16 protein-coding genes and 2 tRNA genes are annotated in these 17,232 nt (G+C 30.4%); 17 read left to right on the top strand and 1 reads right to left on the bottom strand.

Annotated features, from left to right (window positions below):
- The first annotated feature begins 19 nt into the window (after positions 1–19).
- From trxA to FQU21_RS10105, 6 genes are all read left to right on the top strand, one after another.
- Positions 20–337 (top strand): thioredoxin, encoded by a 318-nt coding sequence (gene trxA, locus FQU21_RS10080; RefSeq protein ID WP_042496930.1) that lies wholly within the window; start codon positions 20–22, stop codon positions 335–337.
- Positions 338–420: 83 nt separating this feature from the next.
- Positions 421–963 carry a ClpP family protease gene (locus tag FQU21_RS10085; protein ID WP_147677872.1) on the top strand — a complete coding sequence of 181 codons (543 nt, stop codon included), beginning with the start codon at positions 421–423 and terminating at the stop codon, positions 961–963.
- 54 nt (positions 964–1,017) lie between these two features.
- Positions 1,018–1,947 (top strand): DUF58 domain-containing protein, encoded by a 930-nt coding sequence (locus FQU21_RS10090; protein ID WP_147677873.1) that lies wholly within the window; start codon positions 1,018–1,020, stop codon positions 1,945–1,947.
- 80 nt (positions 1,948–2,027) lie between these two features.
- Positions 2,028–2,101, top strand: a tRNA-Asp gene (locus FQU21_RS10095).
- A 231-nt stretch (positions 2,102–2,332) separates the two neighbouring features.
- Positions 2,333–2,406 (top strand) — tRNA-Asp (locus FQU21_RS10100).
- Between the two features lie 86 nt (positions 2,407–2,492).
- Entirely contained in the window at positions 2,493–2,921 is a 429-nt protein-coding gene (locus tag FQU21_RS10105; RefSeq protein WP_147677874.1) for a GNAT family N-acetyltransferase, read from the top strand.
- 95 nt (positions 2,922–3,016) lie between these two features.
- On the opposite strand, the gene FQU21_RS10110 is transcribed toward FQU21_RS10105, so the two are convergent.
- Positions 3,017–3,271 (bottom strand): hypothetical protein, encoded by a 255-nt coding sequence (locus FQU21_RS10110; protein ID WP_147677875.1) that lies wholly within the window; start codon positions 3,269–3,271, stop codon positions 3,017–3,019.
- 1,148 nt (positions 3,272–4,419) lie between these two features.
- On the opposite strand from FQU21_RS10110, the gene FQU21_RS10115 reads away from it, so the two are divergent.
- The 11 genes from FQU21_RS10115 to FQU21_RS10165 all read left to right on the top strand — a co-directional run bounded on the left by FQU21_RS10115 (position 4,420) and on the right by FQU21_RS10165 (position 17,073).
- A complete protein-coding gene (locus tag FQU21_RS10115; RefSeq protein WP_187269363.1) occupies positions 4,420–5,937 on the top strand; it encodes an O-antigen ligase family protein in 1,518 nt (505 codons plus the stop codon).
- 153 nt (positions 5,938–6,090) lie between these two features.
- The gene (locus FQU21_RS10120; RefSeq protein WP_147677877.1) at positions 6,091–6,585 is read left to right on the top strand and encodes a hypothetical protein; all 495 of its coding nucleotides are present in this window, start codon (positions 6,091–6,093) and stop codon (positions 6,583–6,585) included.
- A gap of 179 nt (positions 6,586–6,764) precedes the next feature.
- On the top strand, positions 6,765–8,009 hold the full coding sequence (locus tag FQU21_RS10125; protein WP_147677878.1) for a 6-bladed beta-propeller: 1,245 nt from the start codon (positions 6,765–6,767) through the stop codon (positions 8,007–8,009).
- Entirely contained in the window at positions 7,999–8,580 is a 582-nt protein-coding gene (locus tag FQU21_RS10130; RefSeq protein WP_147677879.1) for a hypothetical protein, read from the top strand. Before FQU21_RS10125 ends, FQU21_RS10130 begins: the two co-directional genes overlap by 11 nt.
- Positions 8,581–8,611: 31 nt before the next feature.
- On the top strand, positions 8,612–9,715 hold the full coding sequence (locus tag FQU21_RS10135; RefSeq protein ID WP_147677880.1) for an efflux RND transporter periplasmic adaptor subunit: 1,104 nt from the start codon (positions 8,612–8,614) through the stop codon (positions 9,713–9,715).
- A gap of 6 nt (positions 9,716–9,721) precedes the next feature.
- A complete protein-coding gene (locus FQU21_RS10140; protein ID WP_147677881.1) occupies positions 9,722–12,802 on the top strand; it encodes an efflux RND transporter permease subunit in 3,081 nt (1,026 codons plus the stop codon).
- Positions 12,799–14,322 carry a TolC family protein gene (locus tag FQU21_RS10145; RefSeq protein ID WP_147677882.1) on the top strand — a complete coding sequence of 508 codons (1,524 nt, stop codon included), beginning with the start codon at positions 12,799–12,801 and terminating at the stop codon, positions 14,320–14,322. Before FQU21_RS10140 ends, FQU21_RS10145 begins: the two co-directional genes overlap by 4 nt.
- Positions 14,323–14,327: 5 nt before the next feature.
- Complete coding sequence (locus FQU21_RS10150) at positions 14,328–14,528, top strand: hypothetical protein (protein ID WP_147677883.1); 201 nt, start codon at positions 14,328–14,330, stop codon at positions 14,526–14,528.
- A 282-nt stretch (positions 14,529–14,810) separates the two neighbouring features.
- Positions 14,811–15,128 (top strand): hypothetical protein, encoded by a 318-nt coding sequence (locus tag FQU21_RS10155; RefSeq protein ID WP_147677884.1) that lies wholly within the window; start codon positions 14,811–14,813, stop codon positions 15,126–15,128.
- Positions 15,129–15,251: 123 nt separating this feature from the next.
- Positions 15,252–16,475: a 6-bladed beta-propeller gene (locus FQU21_RS10160; protein ID WP_147677885.1), complete on the top strand. Its 1,224-nt coding sequence runs from the start codon at positions 15,252–15,254 to the stop codon at positions 16,473–16,475.
- Positions 16,453–17,073, top strand: coding sequence for a redoxin domain-containing protein (locus FQU21_RS10165; protein ID WP_147677886.1), 621 nt, complete (start codon positions 16,453–16,455; stop codon positions 17,071–17,073). The genes FQU21_RS10160 and FQU21_RS10165 overlap by 23 nt, the downstream gene beginning before the upstream one ends.
- The last annotated feature ends 159 nt before the right edge of the window (positions 17,074–17,232 follow it).

A 17,232-nucleotide genomic window follows, 5' to 3' on the forward strand; every position in this document is an offset into this window, starting at 1 on the left:
AATAAAAAAATATAATATTATGGCATTAGAGATAACAGATGCAACGTTCGAGGAAACGGTATTAAAAAGTGATAAGCCCGTATTGGTTGATTTTTGGGCAGCTTGGTGTGGACCATGTAGAATGGTTGGACCAGTAATTGAAGAAATAAGTAGCGAATACGAAGGTAAAGCCGTTGTTGGTAAGGTTGACGTTGATGCCAATCAGGAATTTGCAGCAAAATATGGTGTACGTAACATTCCTACAGTTTTGGTGTTTCAAAACGGTGAGGTTGTTGGTCGTCAAGTAGGTGTAGCGCCAAAAGCGACTTATGCTGAAGCGATTGATGCGCTTTTATAATATATTGAAAAAAGAAAAATTGAAAAGGTTTGCCGTAATGGTGAACCTTTTTTTATTTTAGATGAAAATTAAATGATAATAAGATGAGTGGACATAAAAAAATTCAAGACGCAATTGATAGTAATTTTATAGCACAACGTAAAGTGTTTTTATGGGGGCAAGTGGATGATGATTCGGCAAAGCACGTGGTGGATAGATTGATGTATTTGGATGCTTTAGGAACCGAGGATATTACCCTTTATATTAATAGTCCGGGTGGTTATGTAACGTCTGGTTTTGCTATTTACGATTGTATTAAGGCGTTAAAAAGCGAAGTGTCTACCGTTTGTACAGGTTTTGCGGCTTCTATGGGCTCGTTGATTTTATCGGCTGGACAAAAAGGAAAACGTTTTATTCAGCCTCATGCGCGAGTTATGATTCACCAACCAAGTGGAGGTGCACGCGGACAAGCCAGTGATATTGAAATTACAGCCAAAGAAATTATAATTACTAAGGAATTAAGTGCTCAAATTTTGGCTGATAATTGTGGACAAACCTTTGAGAAAGTGATGAAAGATTTTAATCGTGATCACTGGATGGGTGCCGATGAATCGGTAGCTTACGGTATTGTAGATGCTATTGCTTAATAGAAAATAAATAGGCTTAGCTATATTATTAGCAATAGGACATGAAATTTTAATATGAATTTACAAAACGAACTTAATAAAGCGGAAGGTTTTAAAAACCTTGGATTACTTGCAAAGCAGGTGGTTGAAGGGTTTATTGCTGGTATGCATAAAAGTCCGTTTCATGGATTTTCGGCCGAATTTGCGGAACATAAAATATATAATCCAGGTGAAAGTACGCGGCATATAGATTGGAAATTATTTGCTAAAACTGAAAAATTGTACACCAAGAGGTATGATGATGAAACGAATTTGCGTTGCCATATTATATTGGATAACAGTAGTTCGATGCATTATCCCGATTTGGATCATTTTTCGATTGATTCATTGAATAAAATTGGATTTTCGGTGTTGGCATCGGCTGCTTTAATGCAAATATTAAAGAAACAGCGTGATGCTGTGGGTTTAAGTATTTATAGTGATGCTTATGATTTTTATGCTTCGGAAAAGGGGAGTGAACGCCACCACCAAATGCTTTTGCATGAGTTGAGCCATGCGGTGCTATCAAAACCTTTAAACAAGCAAACAGAAACCTATAAGTATTTGCATGAAATTGCCGAAAACATTCATAGACGCTCTTTGATTTTCTTGTTTACAGATATGTTTCAAACGTCGGAAGATGAGGTGAAGCTTTTTGAAGCGTTGCGTCATTTAAAATATAACAAACACGAAGTGGTTTTGTTTCATGTTTTTGATAAGAAAAAGGAATTGGATTTCGATTTTGATAATAAGCCCAAACGGTTTATAGATGTTGAAACGGGTGAGTATATTAATTTGTATGCAGATTCTATTAAGGCGAATTATAGTGAAACTGTAAATAATTACTTTTCGGAATTACGTTTAAAATGTGCCCAATACAAAATAAAATATGTTGAAGCCGATATAAATAAAAATTTCAATAACATCCTGACAACCTATATGGTAGAGCGCCAGAAGTTTGTTTGATGAAATTTTTTTCAAAAAAACACAAAAAAAGTTTGTGTAACTTGAAAAAGCATGTATCTTTGCACTCGCAATAATGCAACGGTCTGGTAGTTCAGTTGGTTAGAATGTCGCCCTGTCACGGCGAAGGTCGCGGGTTCGAGTCCCGTCCAGACCGCAAAAATTGCAAACAAACAAGCTCTGAGAAATTAGGGCTTTTTTTGGCAATAAGAAGTTGTGTTGTTCCCGATGTATTCGGGAAGTAGTTTGCCAAAGTTTACTTTGGTAATCCAATGAGAAGCTTTCCTTTTTTCTGTGAAGAAGATAGGGATGCTTTTTTATTTTAATTGTAAAGTAAAATTGTTCAAATTATAATAATAGTGTATATTCGCACTCGCAATAGTGCAACGGTCTGGTAGTTCAGCTGGTTAGAATGTCGCCCTGTCACGGCGAAGGTCGCGGGTTCGAGTCCCGTCCAGACCGCAAAATTGCAAAAGCTTCAAAGAAATTTGAGGCTTTTTTTATGCGTAAAAGTGAGATTTGTTGTCTAAAATATTAATTTTGTAATTATGAAGATATATCGATTAGTTACGGTAACAGAAGCTGTTTTAGAAGCGATGCAAGCTTTAATTGCTCAGCTGACCTCCGATTGTTTGCTGCCAACCAAGGCATCTTTGGAGGATATTGCTAATTCTGATAACACGTTGCTTTTTCTAGCAGAAGAAAATAATGAAATTATTGGCACAATGACTTTAGTGTTAAACAAAATACCAACAGGTGATAAAGTTTGGATTGAAGATGTTGTGGTTAATAAGACGGCTCGGAGAAAAGGTGTTGGAAAAGCATTGATTGAAGCCGCAATAACATACGCTACTGAAAATAACATTAAAAAAATCAATTTAACTTCCAGTCCAGAGCGGGTAGCAGGAAATAAATTGTATCAAAAACTAGGTTTTGTAAAACGAGAAACTAATGTGTATCGATTAACAATGGAATAAGTTTAATGTGATATTAAAATTGACTTGAGATATAATAAAGCCCTAAAAAAAATTAGGGCTTTATTTATTTTAGAAAAATGGATTAACATTTTCAATTATTCTTTTAAACTTTTATAGAAAGTACGTCTCATTTTTTCGCTATTTATAAAATGGTCGCCATAGCCCAAGTCGTCATAAGTTTTTGTTAAGGCTCCATTGGTAGCAACTTCATCTTCTGTTTTACCATTTTTAATTTCTTTTAGAACTGCTGTTTTTACGGTTTCTAGCATATTTAAAAAGTTTTCGTATTCTTTTTTGTTTGATAGGGTTTCATGTCCAGGAATAATTTTGGTGTCATCATCAATAAGCATTAATCCTGTTTTTACGGCGTTAATATAGGTGTCTTATATATTGATATTATTGAGTCGGCTAGTAACAATGTTGTAATTGGAGTAAATGTTAATCCTTGGATATGTCTAAAAGGGTATAAACAGACATAACCATTTCAGATTACTTTATTGCGTCAAGCATAATCCTTAGTTGATAAATATAAAGATCACATTAGAACCCAAAGTAGTGTAAATCTATTTTCAAAGCTTTCATGCCAAAAACTGAATAATTATTTAAAGGAACAGCAGGTCTATGCGGTATCAAAAGGAATTTTACCTTTCATATGGCTAGACTTACATTTGCAACTACTGTTGCTTTAAGCAACGATCTTCTTAGTGAAACGGTTCTAAAATTGTTGAGTTATACTAAACTGACAGCAACTCAAGTTTATGCAAGAGCAGTTGAGAAAAAGGTGAGTCAGGATATGGAAAAACTAAAGTTGATACTCCGTGGAATTTAAAATATGTTTTTTTGTCAAATAATGATTTAAGATCATATTTCAAAGGTAAATGGTTCAAGTCTATGTTATCGCTATTTATGTAATCAGGTAGCTAGTACAAAACGTAGCTATCTTATTCTATGTATCATACTAAGAAAGGAGTCTTTGATTTTTACGATGTATTTTTTAACAGGCAAACAGGATAGTGCAGGATTGTTTTTGTAAGTAAAAACTACACCTTTAACAAGGTGCTTACTATAAAAGTATCTCTAAAAAAACAAAGGATAGGAATTTATGTTTAGTGATAAAATTAAATTAACTCTTTATTACTTAGGATCAAAACAGTTTTTAACAAGTGCCTTACTTGTACTTTTACTGGTTGCCATTCCTCAAATAAATTTAACAAGTTATCCTCAATCAACAATCACTAGTAAGTTTATAATATTTATATATTACTGTATAATTTTGTTTGGTATTAGCTCTTTTTGGATTTTAAAATCGAAAAAAACTAAGTCTTCGTTGTCTAATATAGATATTGCTTTATTAATTATTCTCGTTTACATAATAATAAATAGATATTTCTTTCAAACGACTTACAGCTTTTCCATTCGATATATAGAATTACTAGGGCTTGGATTCCTCTATCTGATTTTTAGAACCCTAAATATTAGGGCGTTTTACTGGTTACTATTGGCTATTGTAATCTCTGGTATTATTCAGGCAGTTTATGGCAATCTTCAATTATTAGGGTATTATCCATCTAATCATTCAGGGTTTAAATTAACAGGAAGTTATTTCAATCCTGGGCCTTATGCGGGGTTTCTAGCCTCTGTTTTTCCAATTGCTTTAGGTTTGTATCTATTTAGAGAAAAAGTGATTAACAGTCTAGTTTTGTTTAATGCAAGCACGAAAAGGGATTTAATTCTCAATACTATAACAAAACTTTCATTTGAGTATGTTCCCTTGCTCGGTATAATAAGTATTGTTCTAATCATTCCCGCTACACAATCTAGAGCCGCATGGTTAGCTGTTTTAATAATTAGTCTGCTTTTGTTTGAGCTGCGTTATCAAATTTTAAAGACACTTTTTAAGCAACTAACTAATTTAAAAAAAGCTATTTTAATCGCTGGTTCTGTATTGATTATAGGGATAAGTCTATTTGGTATTTATCATCTTAAAAAGGGCTCTTCAGACGGGCGTTTATTTATTTGGAAAACCGCTACCGAAATTATCAAGGATAACCCATTTTTTGGTGTAGGTTTTGATCGCTTTAAGGCTTACTATATGAACTATCAAGCTCATTACTTTTCAGAGCATGGAGAAACTCCAGAAGCTTTGGTGGCGGACAATTCGTATTATGCCTTTAATGAGTTTATTCAATTTATAACCGAACAGGGAGTCTTTGGTTTTATCATATTGATACTAATTTTATACTTCATTATAAGAACACCTGCAAGAAAAGAAAACCAGGAGTTAAGTGTCATTTTAAAAATAAGCCTATTGTCTATTGGTGTTTTTGCCTTTTTTTCATATCCTATGGAAATCCTGCCTATTAAACTTATTATGGTTGTGTTATTGGCAGGTTTAGCTCTGTTAGACCAAAACAAAATAATGCGATTTCAAAATATTAAAATCGCTTTTCCTTTAAAATTTGTTTTAAAGACTTCAATGGTAGCATGTATTATTATAATAACTGTTTTTAGTTTTAACTATGTAAATAGATTAGATGCCAGTTTTAAAAATTGGCAGTTAGCTATAAGTAGTTACCAATACGGCGATTATGAAAGTGCTATACAAGAATATGAAGAAGCTTACCCCAAATTAAAGAATAATGGTGAGTTTTTAATGAATTATGGTAAAGTACTTTCTGTTTATAAACAAGATAAAAAAGCTATAGAAATTTTAGAACAAGCCAAAACACATTTAAACACCACTATTATTGAAACTGCTTTAGGTGATGCTTATAAAAACATCGAACAATACAAAGAGTCCGAAATAGCTTATAAACATGCTGCTAATATGATACCCTCTAGGTTCTACCCATTTTATTTATTAGCCAAACTCTATGAAGAAAGCAATCAAAAAGAAAAAGCTGTTACTATGGCGAAAACTATTTTAAATAAAGAAGTGAAAATACCCTCAACGGCTATAAAGGAAATAAAAACAGAAATGAAACATATAATCACAAAAAATGAATTGTTTAACTAAAAACCAATGCCAATGATGTAAAGTGTATTTAATGATAAGGAAATCTTAAAAAAAGATTATAAGAGACTAATATCTTAGTTGATTACATATTTTAAAAGTGGTATGCCTTTCCAAACTTAAATAGAAATAATAATAAATTTAAAATTAAATAAAATGAAAAAAGTAATAATGAGTATTGGAGCTATTGTGTTTCTAATAGTTTTAACTGTAAATGTGTCTTTGGGTATTAATTTATCGGATGACCAAGACTTTAGTCTGAGTGATTTAATAACTAAAGCCTATGCACAAAATGAAAATGATTACTCCGCTTTTGAAGATCTTGGCTCTATAACAGTAGCTGATCTTATGAATTTGACAGATGCAGAATTGGAACACTTAAATAATTCGCTTGATACATATGCCGAGATTCAATTTCAAGCCGCAAGACCTAGTGGTGAGTGGTTCTCAGTGGGTGTGCCAACAATTGTAAATGTTAATAATGAAGGCATGGAAGCAAGTGGATCAAATTCACAAAATGTAAGTGCTAATTTAGTGGGGAGTAAGTTAGCTAGTCTTTCTGCAGCTCAAGAAGCTAATTTTAGATATAATAGCGGAACGACTTCAACATACAAAACCTGGGATTGCATAGGGTATAGTGGAGATTGTTAAATAAATTATAGTCTCATGTCTTTTACGACATGAGACTATTATAATATGATAAAACACCAATTAACTATAATTAATTAACTATGAAAATGGAAATACTGATTAGGACTTCAATCTTTCTCTCTAAAAACCGATAAGTGTTTTTATTCTGTTTATCGGTTATTTATATAAAATTTACATAAATGAAGTATACATACATAGTCATACTCTGTAGCTTATTGTTGAGTTGCAAAAATGAAAACTACTGGGGGTTTACCTCTATAGACCTTAAAGCTGCAAATTTTAAAGAATTAAAGGTTAACTCTAGTAATATAAAAACTATTTCTATAAACCCTGAAACAAATAAAGAAATACAATTATCTAAACTTATAGATACTTGTTACACTGTTATTTTAGAGACCACAGAAAATAATTTAATAGGAAAAGTAGATGAAATAAAAATTCATCATGATAATATATATATTCTTGACAAGAATATTTCTAAATCTGTTTTTGTATTTGACATTGAAGGTAAATTTATACGAAAAATTGGGCAAAAAGGAAAGGGGCCTGGAGAATATATAAGACCTGATGGATTTGAAATTGATAAAAAAAATAAAGAATTATTAATTCCGAATACCGCTATTCGAAAAATTTTGAGATATGATTTTGAAGGGAACTTCCTTGGAGATATTGATATTAAAGTAGCTTTTTTAGATTTTAAAATACTTGATAATGGAAACTTTGTTTTATTAGCAGGAGATGAAGCAAATACTCATTTAAATGAACTAAAGAGAAAAGAATTATATATAACTAAGAGAAATTTTGAAATTATTCAATATGGTCCTAGCAGATCTTATTTTAAAAATGTAAAATACGCACCAGAAGCAAATCTTATGAGTCAAAACAATAAAATATCTTATGCATATAAGCTTTCTGACACTCTACTAGTTCTTGATAATAATGAATTAACAGCTTCCTATAAATTGGATTTTGGCAAACATAGTATTAATAAGAAAAAATTGCAAGCAACAAATACAGGAGAGTTCTTTAATGGTATTTTAAAACAAATGAATAAATCTGCCTATTTTTTAGGAAATCATTTTCAGACAAAAGATTACATTTATTTTTCTTATCTATATAAAGAGAAAAGCCTAAGGTGCTTTTATAACAAAAACCAATCAATACTATTAGAAGGAGCGTCGATAAATGATACATCAGATAATTTTTTATTTTACCCTTTCAGAAGTGCTTATAACGATTATTTCATTGCTTCCGCTAATATTTCAAATATTTTAGATGTAGAGAAACGCCTAAAAACAAATGATGAATTGGCATATAAAAGCTACTTAAAATTATTTAAAAGTGAAGGTGAATTGAAATTTAAAGATTCAGATAACCCTATTCTAGTTTTTTACAAATTCAAAAAAGATTATCATGAAGATTAAATATATACTATTCTTTGCAATTGGATTAATTGTCTTTTTCTTTTTTCTTTTTTCTTCAAATATTACTGGAAATAAATCTGATACTAGAGTGTACAAAACAAAAAAAGCTGATGAATTGGTTAAATTATCAATGGATATAGATAGTTTAAAAAATTTAACTCTTTATGATTATGAAACAAAGAATCATTTAAAAGATTTATTGCTAGAAGTTAATCCTAAAATAATTGTCGTTTTCTCAAGTAATCAATGTTCTTATTGTATTGACCACGTATTAAATTCATTGAAAAAATTCGAAAACATTATTCAAAATGATAAATTAATAATGATAGGTGAATTTAAAAACAAGGTTGATTACTATAAATTCAAGAAAATAAATAAAATTAAAGTCCCTTTTTTTTATACACCACCTCTAAAAGGTTTTAATCTACCTGTTAATGAGTTAAATACACCTTATGTAATTTTAGCAAACTCATCATTAAAACCACAATATATATTTGTACCAGAAAAAGAAATTCCTAAAAGAACCGATATACATTTTGCTCTAATGGCTAAAGAGATAACTATTTTATAGCTTTATAAATACCAAAATAATTAATTAAAATATGATAAATAAAACATTATGTATGTTTATAAATACTAAAATTATCTTATTCGCATGCCTACTTTTTTTATTAGCAGCCTGTTCCGATAAAAAAAAAGAAGAAGCTTTGGATAAAAAACAATATCTCCCAGAAAAAAACGAGGTAAAAATCATGGTTTTAAATAAAGGGGCATTTAAAAAAGAATTAGTAAGCAACGGTAGGCTTGTAGCCTTAGAAAAAAGCGAACTAAAATTTAAGGTAAACGAAAAACTTAATACCATTTATGTTAAAAATGGAGATTATGTTAAACGAGGTCAGTTATTAGCTAATTTGGATGCTTTTGCGTTTCAACAAAAAGTAAGCAAAGCAGAAATTGATTTAAAGCAAGCCACTTTAGAATTTGATGATTTACAAATACGCCGGGGTTTTAATCCCAATAGTAAAGCATCTATTCCAGTTGAAGAATATGATAGAATGGCGATTAAATCGGGTTATAAAAATGCCACTCATCAATTAGAAAATGCACGGTTCGATTTAAAATCTACCAAGCTTATTGCTCCTTTTAGTGGGAAAATAGCGAATATTGAAAGTAAAAAATACGACCAGATTAATTCTAGTAAAGCATTTGCTACATTAATAAACGACGCCATTTTTGAGGTAGAATTTTATGTTATTGAATCTGAACTTAAAGATATTAAAGTAAAAGACAAAATAACCATTGAGCCCTTTGCTACAAGTAAAATTTACGAAGGCGAAATTATTACCATAAACCCCCAAGTTGAAAGGGATGGTACCATTTTAATTAAAGCGCTAGTTAAGAACGATGGTGATTTACTCGAAGGTATGAATGTGAAGGTGTTTATTAAAAAAGATATTCCAGATCAATTTGTTGTGCCAAAGTCTGCAGTAGTTTTAAGAGATAACCAAGAGGTTTTATTTACTGTTAAAAAAGGAAAAGCATATTGGACTTACGTCCTTACAACATTTGAAAATAGTAAAGCCTATGCTGTAATACCTCACCCAGATAAAAGTAGCGCCTCTTTAGCTGTAGGGGATACTATTATTGTATCTAACAATTTAAATTTAGCTCATGATAGTGAGGTAAGTATTAAATCAAGCCATTAATAAATTATGGTGAAATTTTTAATACATAAACCCATTGCTGTTTTAATGACGGCCTTAGGTATTCTTATTTTAGGTGTATATGCTTTTGGGTTTATCCCCGTTTCCCTGATGCCAGATATTGATGTACCCGAAATAACAGTTCAGGTACAGGCAGATAATATGTCGGCAAGACAATTGGAAGATGCTATTGTAAAACCTTTACGATATCGTTTAATGCAAGTCAGCCATTTAAAGGATATAAAAAGTGAAACGAGTAAAGCATCTGGTGTTATACGGTTAAGTTTTGCGCACGGCACCAATATAGACTACGCGTTTATAGAGGTGAATGAAAAGATAGACCGTATTATGGGTGGGTTGCCAAAAACCGTAAAACGCCCTAAAGTTATCAAGGCTAGTGCTACAGATATTCCTGTGTTTTATTTAAGCATGTCTATTAATAAGGCGCAGGGCAAGATTGAAAGCGGAAAAAATGAGCCGAGTGGTTTATATCCTGTATCTCAAAAATTTGTAGATTTTAATCGTTTTACCAATCAAGTTATTCGAAAGCGCATAGAGCAGGTTAACGAGGTTGCTATGGTGGATATTAGTGGCTTGGTATCTTCTGAAATTCTTATTAGACCAAATCAAAATAAACTAGATGCTCTAGGTATAAGCTTAGAATATTTAGAGTTTAGCATAAAAATGAATGATCTAGATATAGGGAGTTTGTTAATTAAAGACAATCAGTACCAATATGATGTTCGTTTAGGCACTTCATTAAATAGCATCAAAGATATTGAGGACGTTTATATCAATCATCGCAATCGCGTATTTCAGTTAAAAGAACTAGCCGAAGTTATTGAACATCCGCAAAAGAGAACAGGATTGGTTTTGTCTCAGGGTGATGAAGCCTTAACCATGGCTATTATAAAACAAAGTGATGCTAAAATGAACGATTTAAAAGCATCACTAAATAAACTAATAAAAGCGTTAAAAAAGGACTATCCGCATATTAATTTTTCAATAACTAGAGATCAAACTAAACTATTAGATTATGCTATAAACAATTTATTTCAAAGTTTATTATGGGGTATGTTATTGGCTTTTATAGTCATGTTTTTTTTCTTAAAAAATATAACATCTCCTTTATTAATAGGGATTACTATACCAACCTCTATTATTATTTGTTTATTGTTTTTTCATTTGTTAAATATTTCAATAAATATTATATCGCTTTCTGGTTTGGTGTTGGGTATTGGGCTTATGATAGATAATTCTATTATTGTTATAGATAATATAACCCAATATAGAGAACGTGGTTATAATTTATCTAAGGCTTGTGTTACGGGAACTACAGAGGTTATAAAACCTTTGTTAAGTTCTGCCTTAACCACCTGTGCAGTGTTTATTCCTTTAGTGTTTTTAAGTGGTGTTAGTGGGGCTTTGTTTTACGATCAAGCCATGGCTATAAGCATAGGTTTATTTATTTCCTTTTTTGTTTCTATTACATTATTACCTGTATTGTACCGTTTGTTTCATTTAAGAAAAACGAAAACATCACATAAAATAAATCGTTTTCTAACTAAAATAAACACAGTAAACTACGCTGATGTTTATGAAAAAGGATTCCGTTGGGTAATGCGAAAACAGCAAATATCTTGGGGTATAAGTCTTTTGCTTTTGGTTGCCGCAATGGCATTATTTACTGTATTACCAAAATCTCAAATGCCTCAATTTTCTAGCTCAGAAACCATACTGAAAATAGATTGGAACGCGCCTATTAATGTTGACGAAAACAAACGCAGAGTTCTAGATTTATTAAAACCAGTAACCAAAGATTTAATTAACCACACAGCACTAGTAGGCACGCAACAATTTCTATTAGATAAAAATGCGGATGCAAAAACTGCTGAAACCACTATTTATATTCAAACAAAATCGCAAACAGAATTATTTAAAATAATAGAGATCTTAAATGAAGCTTTAGTATTAGCTTATCCTGATGCTAATTATAATTATGAAGATGTGGATAATATTTTTAGTTTAATATTTTCTGATAAAGACGCGCCTTTAGTTGCTCGTTTAAGGCATGTAGAAAATTTGGGAAGTCAACAAAACGAACAGTTAAAAACGCTTTGGTATCAAATACAAAGCAACCTAACTGATATCACATTAAAACCTATAGCATGGGAAGATCATATTACACTTATAGCCGACCAAGAAAAGTTAATAACCTATAATGTGGCTTCTAGTACATTATTTAACACCTTAAAAAGTGCTTTTAACGAACGTGAAATTTTATCTATAGCCGATAATCAAAATTTTGTTCCTGTTATACTAGGGAATCAAACAAAGCATCTTAACGCTATTTTAAATGAAACTACGGTAAAAGCGAAAGACAGTGCTGTTTTTCAAATAAAAAACTTTATAAAAACAGTAAAGGCTAAAGATTTAAAAACCATAACAGGAGGTACAGAGGGTGAATATTTTCCAGTCGAATTTAATGTTAATGATAATCAGGTTGAATCTACTATAAATAAGGTAAAGGAGGTAGTAAGTCATAATTCGTGGTTTGATGTTAGTTTTTCAGGGAGCTTTTTTTCAAACAAAGAACTCATGGGAGAGCTTAAAATTGTTTTATTAATTTCTTTAGTACTGCTTTACTTTATTCTAGCCTCGCAATTTGAGTCTTTTGTTTTGCCGCTCATCATATTACTAGAAGTGCCTATAGATTTAGCAGGCGCATTTTTGTTCTTAAAATTGTTTGGCATGAGTATTAACCTTATGTCTATGATAGGCCTCGTGGTTATGGCCGGTATTATTATAAACGATTCTATTTTAAAAATAGATACTATAATTCAATTACAACACCAAGGCTTTTCCTTGGTGAAAGCCTTGTTAGTAGCAGGACAAAGACGTTTAAAACCAATATTAATGACAAGTTTAACAACCATTCTAGCCCTAGTGCCTTTATTGTTTTCTAGTGGATTAGGCGCAGAGTTACAGGCGCCTTTAGCAGTGGCTTTAATTGGTGGGATGCTACTTGGGACTTTAGTAAGTCTGTACTTTATTCCACTTTGTTATTATCATTTTACTAAGAAAATATGAAGGTAAATAAGCATATATTACAAATAGCACTAGGAATAAGCATCTTTTTAAATTGTGCTTCTATCATAGCACAACAGCAAGGAGTGCTAAAGGATTATCAAAAAGGTATAACGCTTAATGATATTTTAAAACTGGCCAGAAAAAACTCCTTAGATGTATTTAAGGCGAAGCGAAAATATGGCGTTAATTATTGGCAGTTTCGCTCTTTTAAATCGAGTTTACTCCCTAAAATTGATTTTGAAACCAGACCCTTTACATTTAACAGGGCATTAATTGAACGCTATGACTCCGAGTTAAATATTGATGTTTTTAGGCAGCAACAAACCATAAATAGTTTTGCAAATTTGTCGCTCAGTCAAAATATAGCAGCAACGGGTACGCGTTTATTTATAAACTCTAGCTTTAATAGGCTTGAGAATTTTGGCGATTTACAAACCGAGAGTTATAATGCTACACCTGTTAGGATTGGTTTAAGGCAACCCATTATGGCGTTTAACCCCTTTAAATGGCAACAAAAAACAGCCCCTTTAGAATTTCAAAAAGCAAAACAAGATTTTTTATACGAGTTACAAACTATTAATATCAAATCGGTGGACTTATTTTTTAAATGGGCATTAGCGAGTAAAAAAGTAGAAATTGCTAAAGAAAATAAGACATCAGCTGAAAAGCTTTTTAAGATTGGCAAACAACGTTATGATTTAATTGCGATTGAACGGGATGAGCTTTTAAATTTAGAATTAGATGTTTATAACGCTAACATCAATTTAACTGAGAATTTGCAAACTTTACAAAAAACAGAAGCAGAATTACAACTGTTTTTAAGAGACCAATTACCACAAGATGCTATTCCTGAGTTACCGGAATTAATTTCCGATTTAAGTATCGATTTAAATAAGGCTATAGACCTAGCCTATCAAAACAACCCAGATCTGCTCAATTTAAAACTCAGAAAAATTGAAGCTTTAAGAGATTTAGATAAAGCTATCAAAGATAATCGGTTCGATTTATCATTAAACGCTAGCTATGGTTTAAACCAACAAGCTAACACGTTTGTAGATACTTATGGCAGATTTTTAGACCAGCAAATGATTTCTATCCAATTAACTGTACCTGTATTAGATTGGGGAGAACGCAAGGGAAGGATAAAAACCGCAAAAATGAACAAAGATGTTATAGATATTGAATTACAACAAAATGAAGACAGCTATAAGCAAGATGTCACCTTAAATGTATTAGATTTTAATCTACAAAAAGAGTTGGTAGATGGTGCGTTGAGAACACGAGATATAGCCAAAGAATCTTATACACTTACAGAAAAGCGTTTTTTATCTGGTAGTGTCGATTTTTTAAACTTAACCAGCTCTAGAAAGGCATGGCAACAAGCCAACGAAAATTACATAAGAACTTTACAAAACTATTGGGCTATTTACTATAAAGTACAACAACTAACCTTATACAATTTTATTGATGATAACCCTTTAATTCAGGATTTTGAAACCATACTGGAAAACAAAAACTAACTACTATGACGTATCCAGAACGAAAAGAAAAAGAAAAACATTTGTTGTATTTAATTGAACAGAAACGATTATACGACTTAGAAAAAGTAGCAGAAGATTATGACTGTAGTATTAGAACCATAAAACGAATGTTAGAAAACCTTAGAAATGAAGGTAAAACCATAACCTATTGCCGAAAAAGTAATAAATATATTCTTAAAAAATAGCAAAGTGACAGAATTTGTCCCTGTGAGGTTTTAAATTTGAGAAATCAATAAAAATAATAAAACCTCCGAGTATTTACATGTTAAAAAATATAATCACAAATTGTTTAACTAAAAATTCATGCCTATGACATAAATAAAACCAATACCCAGAGGAAGTCTTTATGTTTTTTATTGACTAAGTAGTTTTGAGATAAAACTATTTGATATTCTGCAAAAGTAGTGTTTCCTTGAAGACTTTTGAAATCTTATAAATAAAAATTTTAATTAAAAAATATTATAGAAATGAAAAAAATAATTGGAGTTTTAGGAATAGCTTTGATAGCTATAGCTATGTTTTTAAACACTAATACAATAAATAATTCAAATTTAGATTTAGCCAATTTGATAAGTTTAAATACTGCAAATGCAGAGGATACATTACCAGGTTTTGGCACAGCTTCATCAACAGCCTGTACGTATAGCGTTCCTATTGAAACGACTTACGACAGTTTATGTGACTGTTTTAGAATAACAAAGTGGGAAGAGCGTGAGGGTACTAATTATGATTGTTCAGGGTGGCAAGCAAGTTATTGTGAATGGAGTATTGGATGTACAAGTTAGTTAGTTAGTTAGTTAGTTAGTTAGTTAGTTAGTTAGTTAGCTAGTTAGTAAATAATAAACAGAACAGTTAATTCACTGAAAACCAGCAGAGAACATTAGCTGTTCTTTATATTTTAAATATTTATGAAGAATTTTCTTATTTTATTTTTATTTATTTTGGGGTGTAAGGAATCAAACGAAGCCAATTTCCCGCAAAAAATAGCATCCATAGATGCAGTAAATATAATTACAAAAACCAAAAATATACCAATTCAAATAAAAATTGATTTATCTAAAAAAATTAATGGAGATTTTGATGATTATTTTAAGTTGAAAAAAATAATATACTTAGATGATAAAAATCCTGTTGGTAGTATAGCAACTATAAGACAGCATAAAGATAAAATCTTTGTTTTGGATAGAGAAAATGCTCAACAATTATTTTGTTTTGATATAAATGGAAATTTTGTATGGGAATTTAAAGGTAAGGGAGGAGGACCTTTGGAATACAATAGAATCTCTGATTTTATAATTAACGATAAAAAAGGTACGGTAGATGTATTAGATAAAAATAGATTCAAAATAATTAATTTGGATATTAATACAGGAATTGCGAAAAAAGAATTTAAGTTAGGTTTCTATGGCAGAGAAATGGTTTTATATAAAAATGGAATGTATTTAGTACATACAGAAAATTTAGCCGTAAATAGAGAATTAAGCTATAAATTATTGTTGGTTAATGAAAACCAGGAAGTGAAAAGTAGAAATTTATCCATAGGTGAATTTGAAAAAAACAAACAATTAACTGGTTTCAGGTCTATAGAAAAGAGCAACGGGCTTATTTATTTCACAGAAACATTAAATGATACCATTTACACTATAAAAAACGATACTCTTAGAAATTCTTATTATGTTGATTTTATGGACAAAAAATATCCAGATGAATTAAAGTTCGATTTTAAATTAGGAAAAGCACTTAAATTGAAAAAGGACAAACCATATATCTCTCCAATAGATCAGGTAAGAGAGAAAAATGGATTTATAAGCTTTACATTTTCATATAAAGGCAGCTTATATTCAGTTTTTTTTAACAAAAAAGATAAAAGAACTTACATTTTTGATAAACTTAAATATGATAAAAGTTTAGGCGAAGACGAACAGATTTTTTATAGAGGTTTTATTGATGACGGGTTGGTTAAAATTGTTAACCCTTACATGTTTGATCAAGTAAGAGATCTAATAAAATCCAACCAAAAATTTAGAAATAATTTAATTGTAAATAAGAAACAAATTTACGATGTAATAACTCGGACTAATTCAAGCAGTAACCCTATCTTATTTATATATGAATTTAAAAAAATCGATTAAATTTTCGTTATTTATATTACTAACTTTAATAGGGATATTAATTATATTCAACACTAAATTTTTCAAAACTTCTAATGACAATATAACTAGTTTAGAAAATGATTTTAATAAATTAATTACTCATTATAAGTTTTTTGAAGTTAAAAACGATAATACAATAATCAAAGATTTTACATTATATGATGAGAATAATAATACTTTGAATATTTCAGATCTTTTAATTGGTAAAAAACTAATATTTAGGTTTGCTGAAATTAACTGTAATGTTTGCATTGTTAATGAATTTGAAAATATAAAAAAACATATCAATAATTATGAGTTAAGTCCAAAAGATTTAATTATTATAAGTTCTTACCAAAATCCTAATAGCCTTCATATTTTTAAGAGGTTAAATAAATTAAATGAGTTTCACATATATAATTTAAAAAATAATGTATTAAAAAATATTGAACTAGACTCATTGAATATTCCATATTTTTTTGTTCTGGATAAGAACTTCATAATTAGTAATTCGTTCATACCTATTAAAGGTGCTAATAATAGAACTTCTAATTATCTAAAGAACATTACAAAAGAATTAAAAACAAGAAAAGATTAAACAATACTTAAACTCTATTTTAGTTTATTTGTAGGCTTCCCCTTTTTGTAGACTTCCCTAAAAATGTAGGCTTCCCTAAAAATGGGACAGTAATTAATTCGAATTTATTAACTTTAAATTCAAACTGTCACAATGAAAAACAGCAAATTTAGTGAGAGC

Origin of the sequence: Algibacter pacificus, from assembly GCF_008033385.1 — a bacterium.
Classification (GTDB): Bacteria; Bacteroidota; Bacteroidia; order Flavobacteriales; family Flavobacteriaceae; genus Algibacter; species Algibacter pacificus.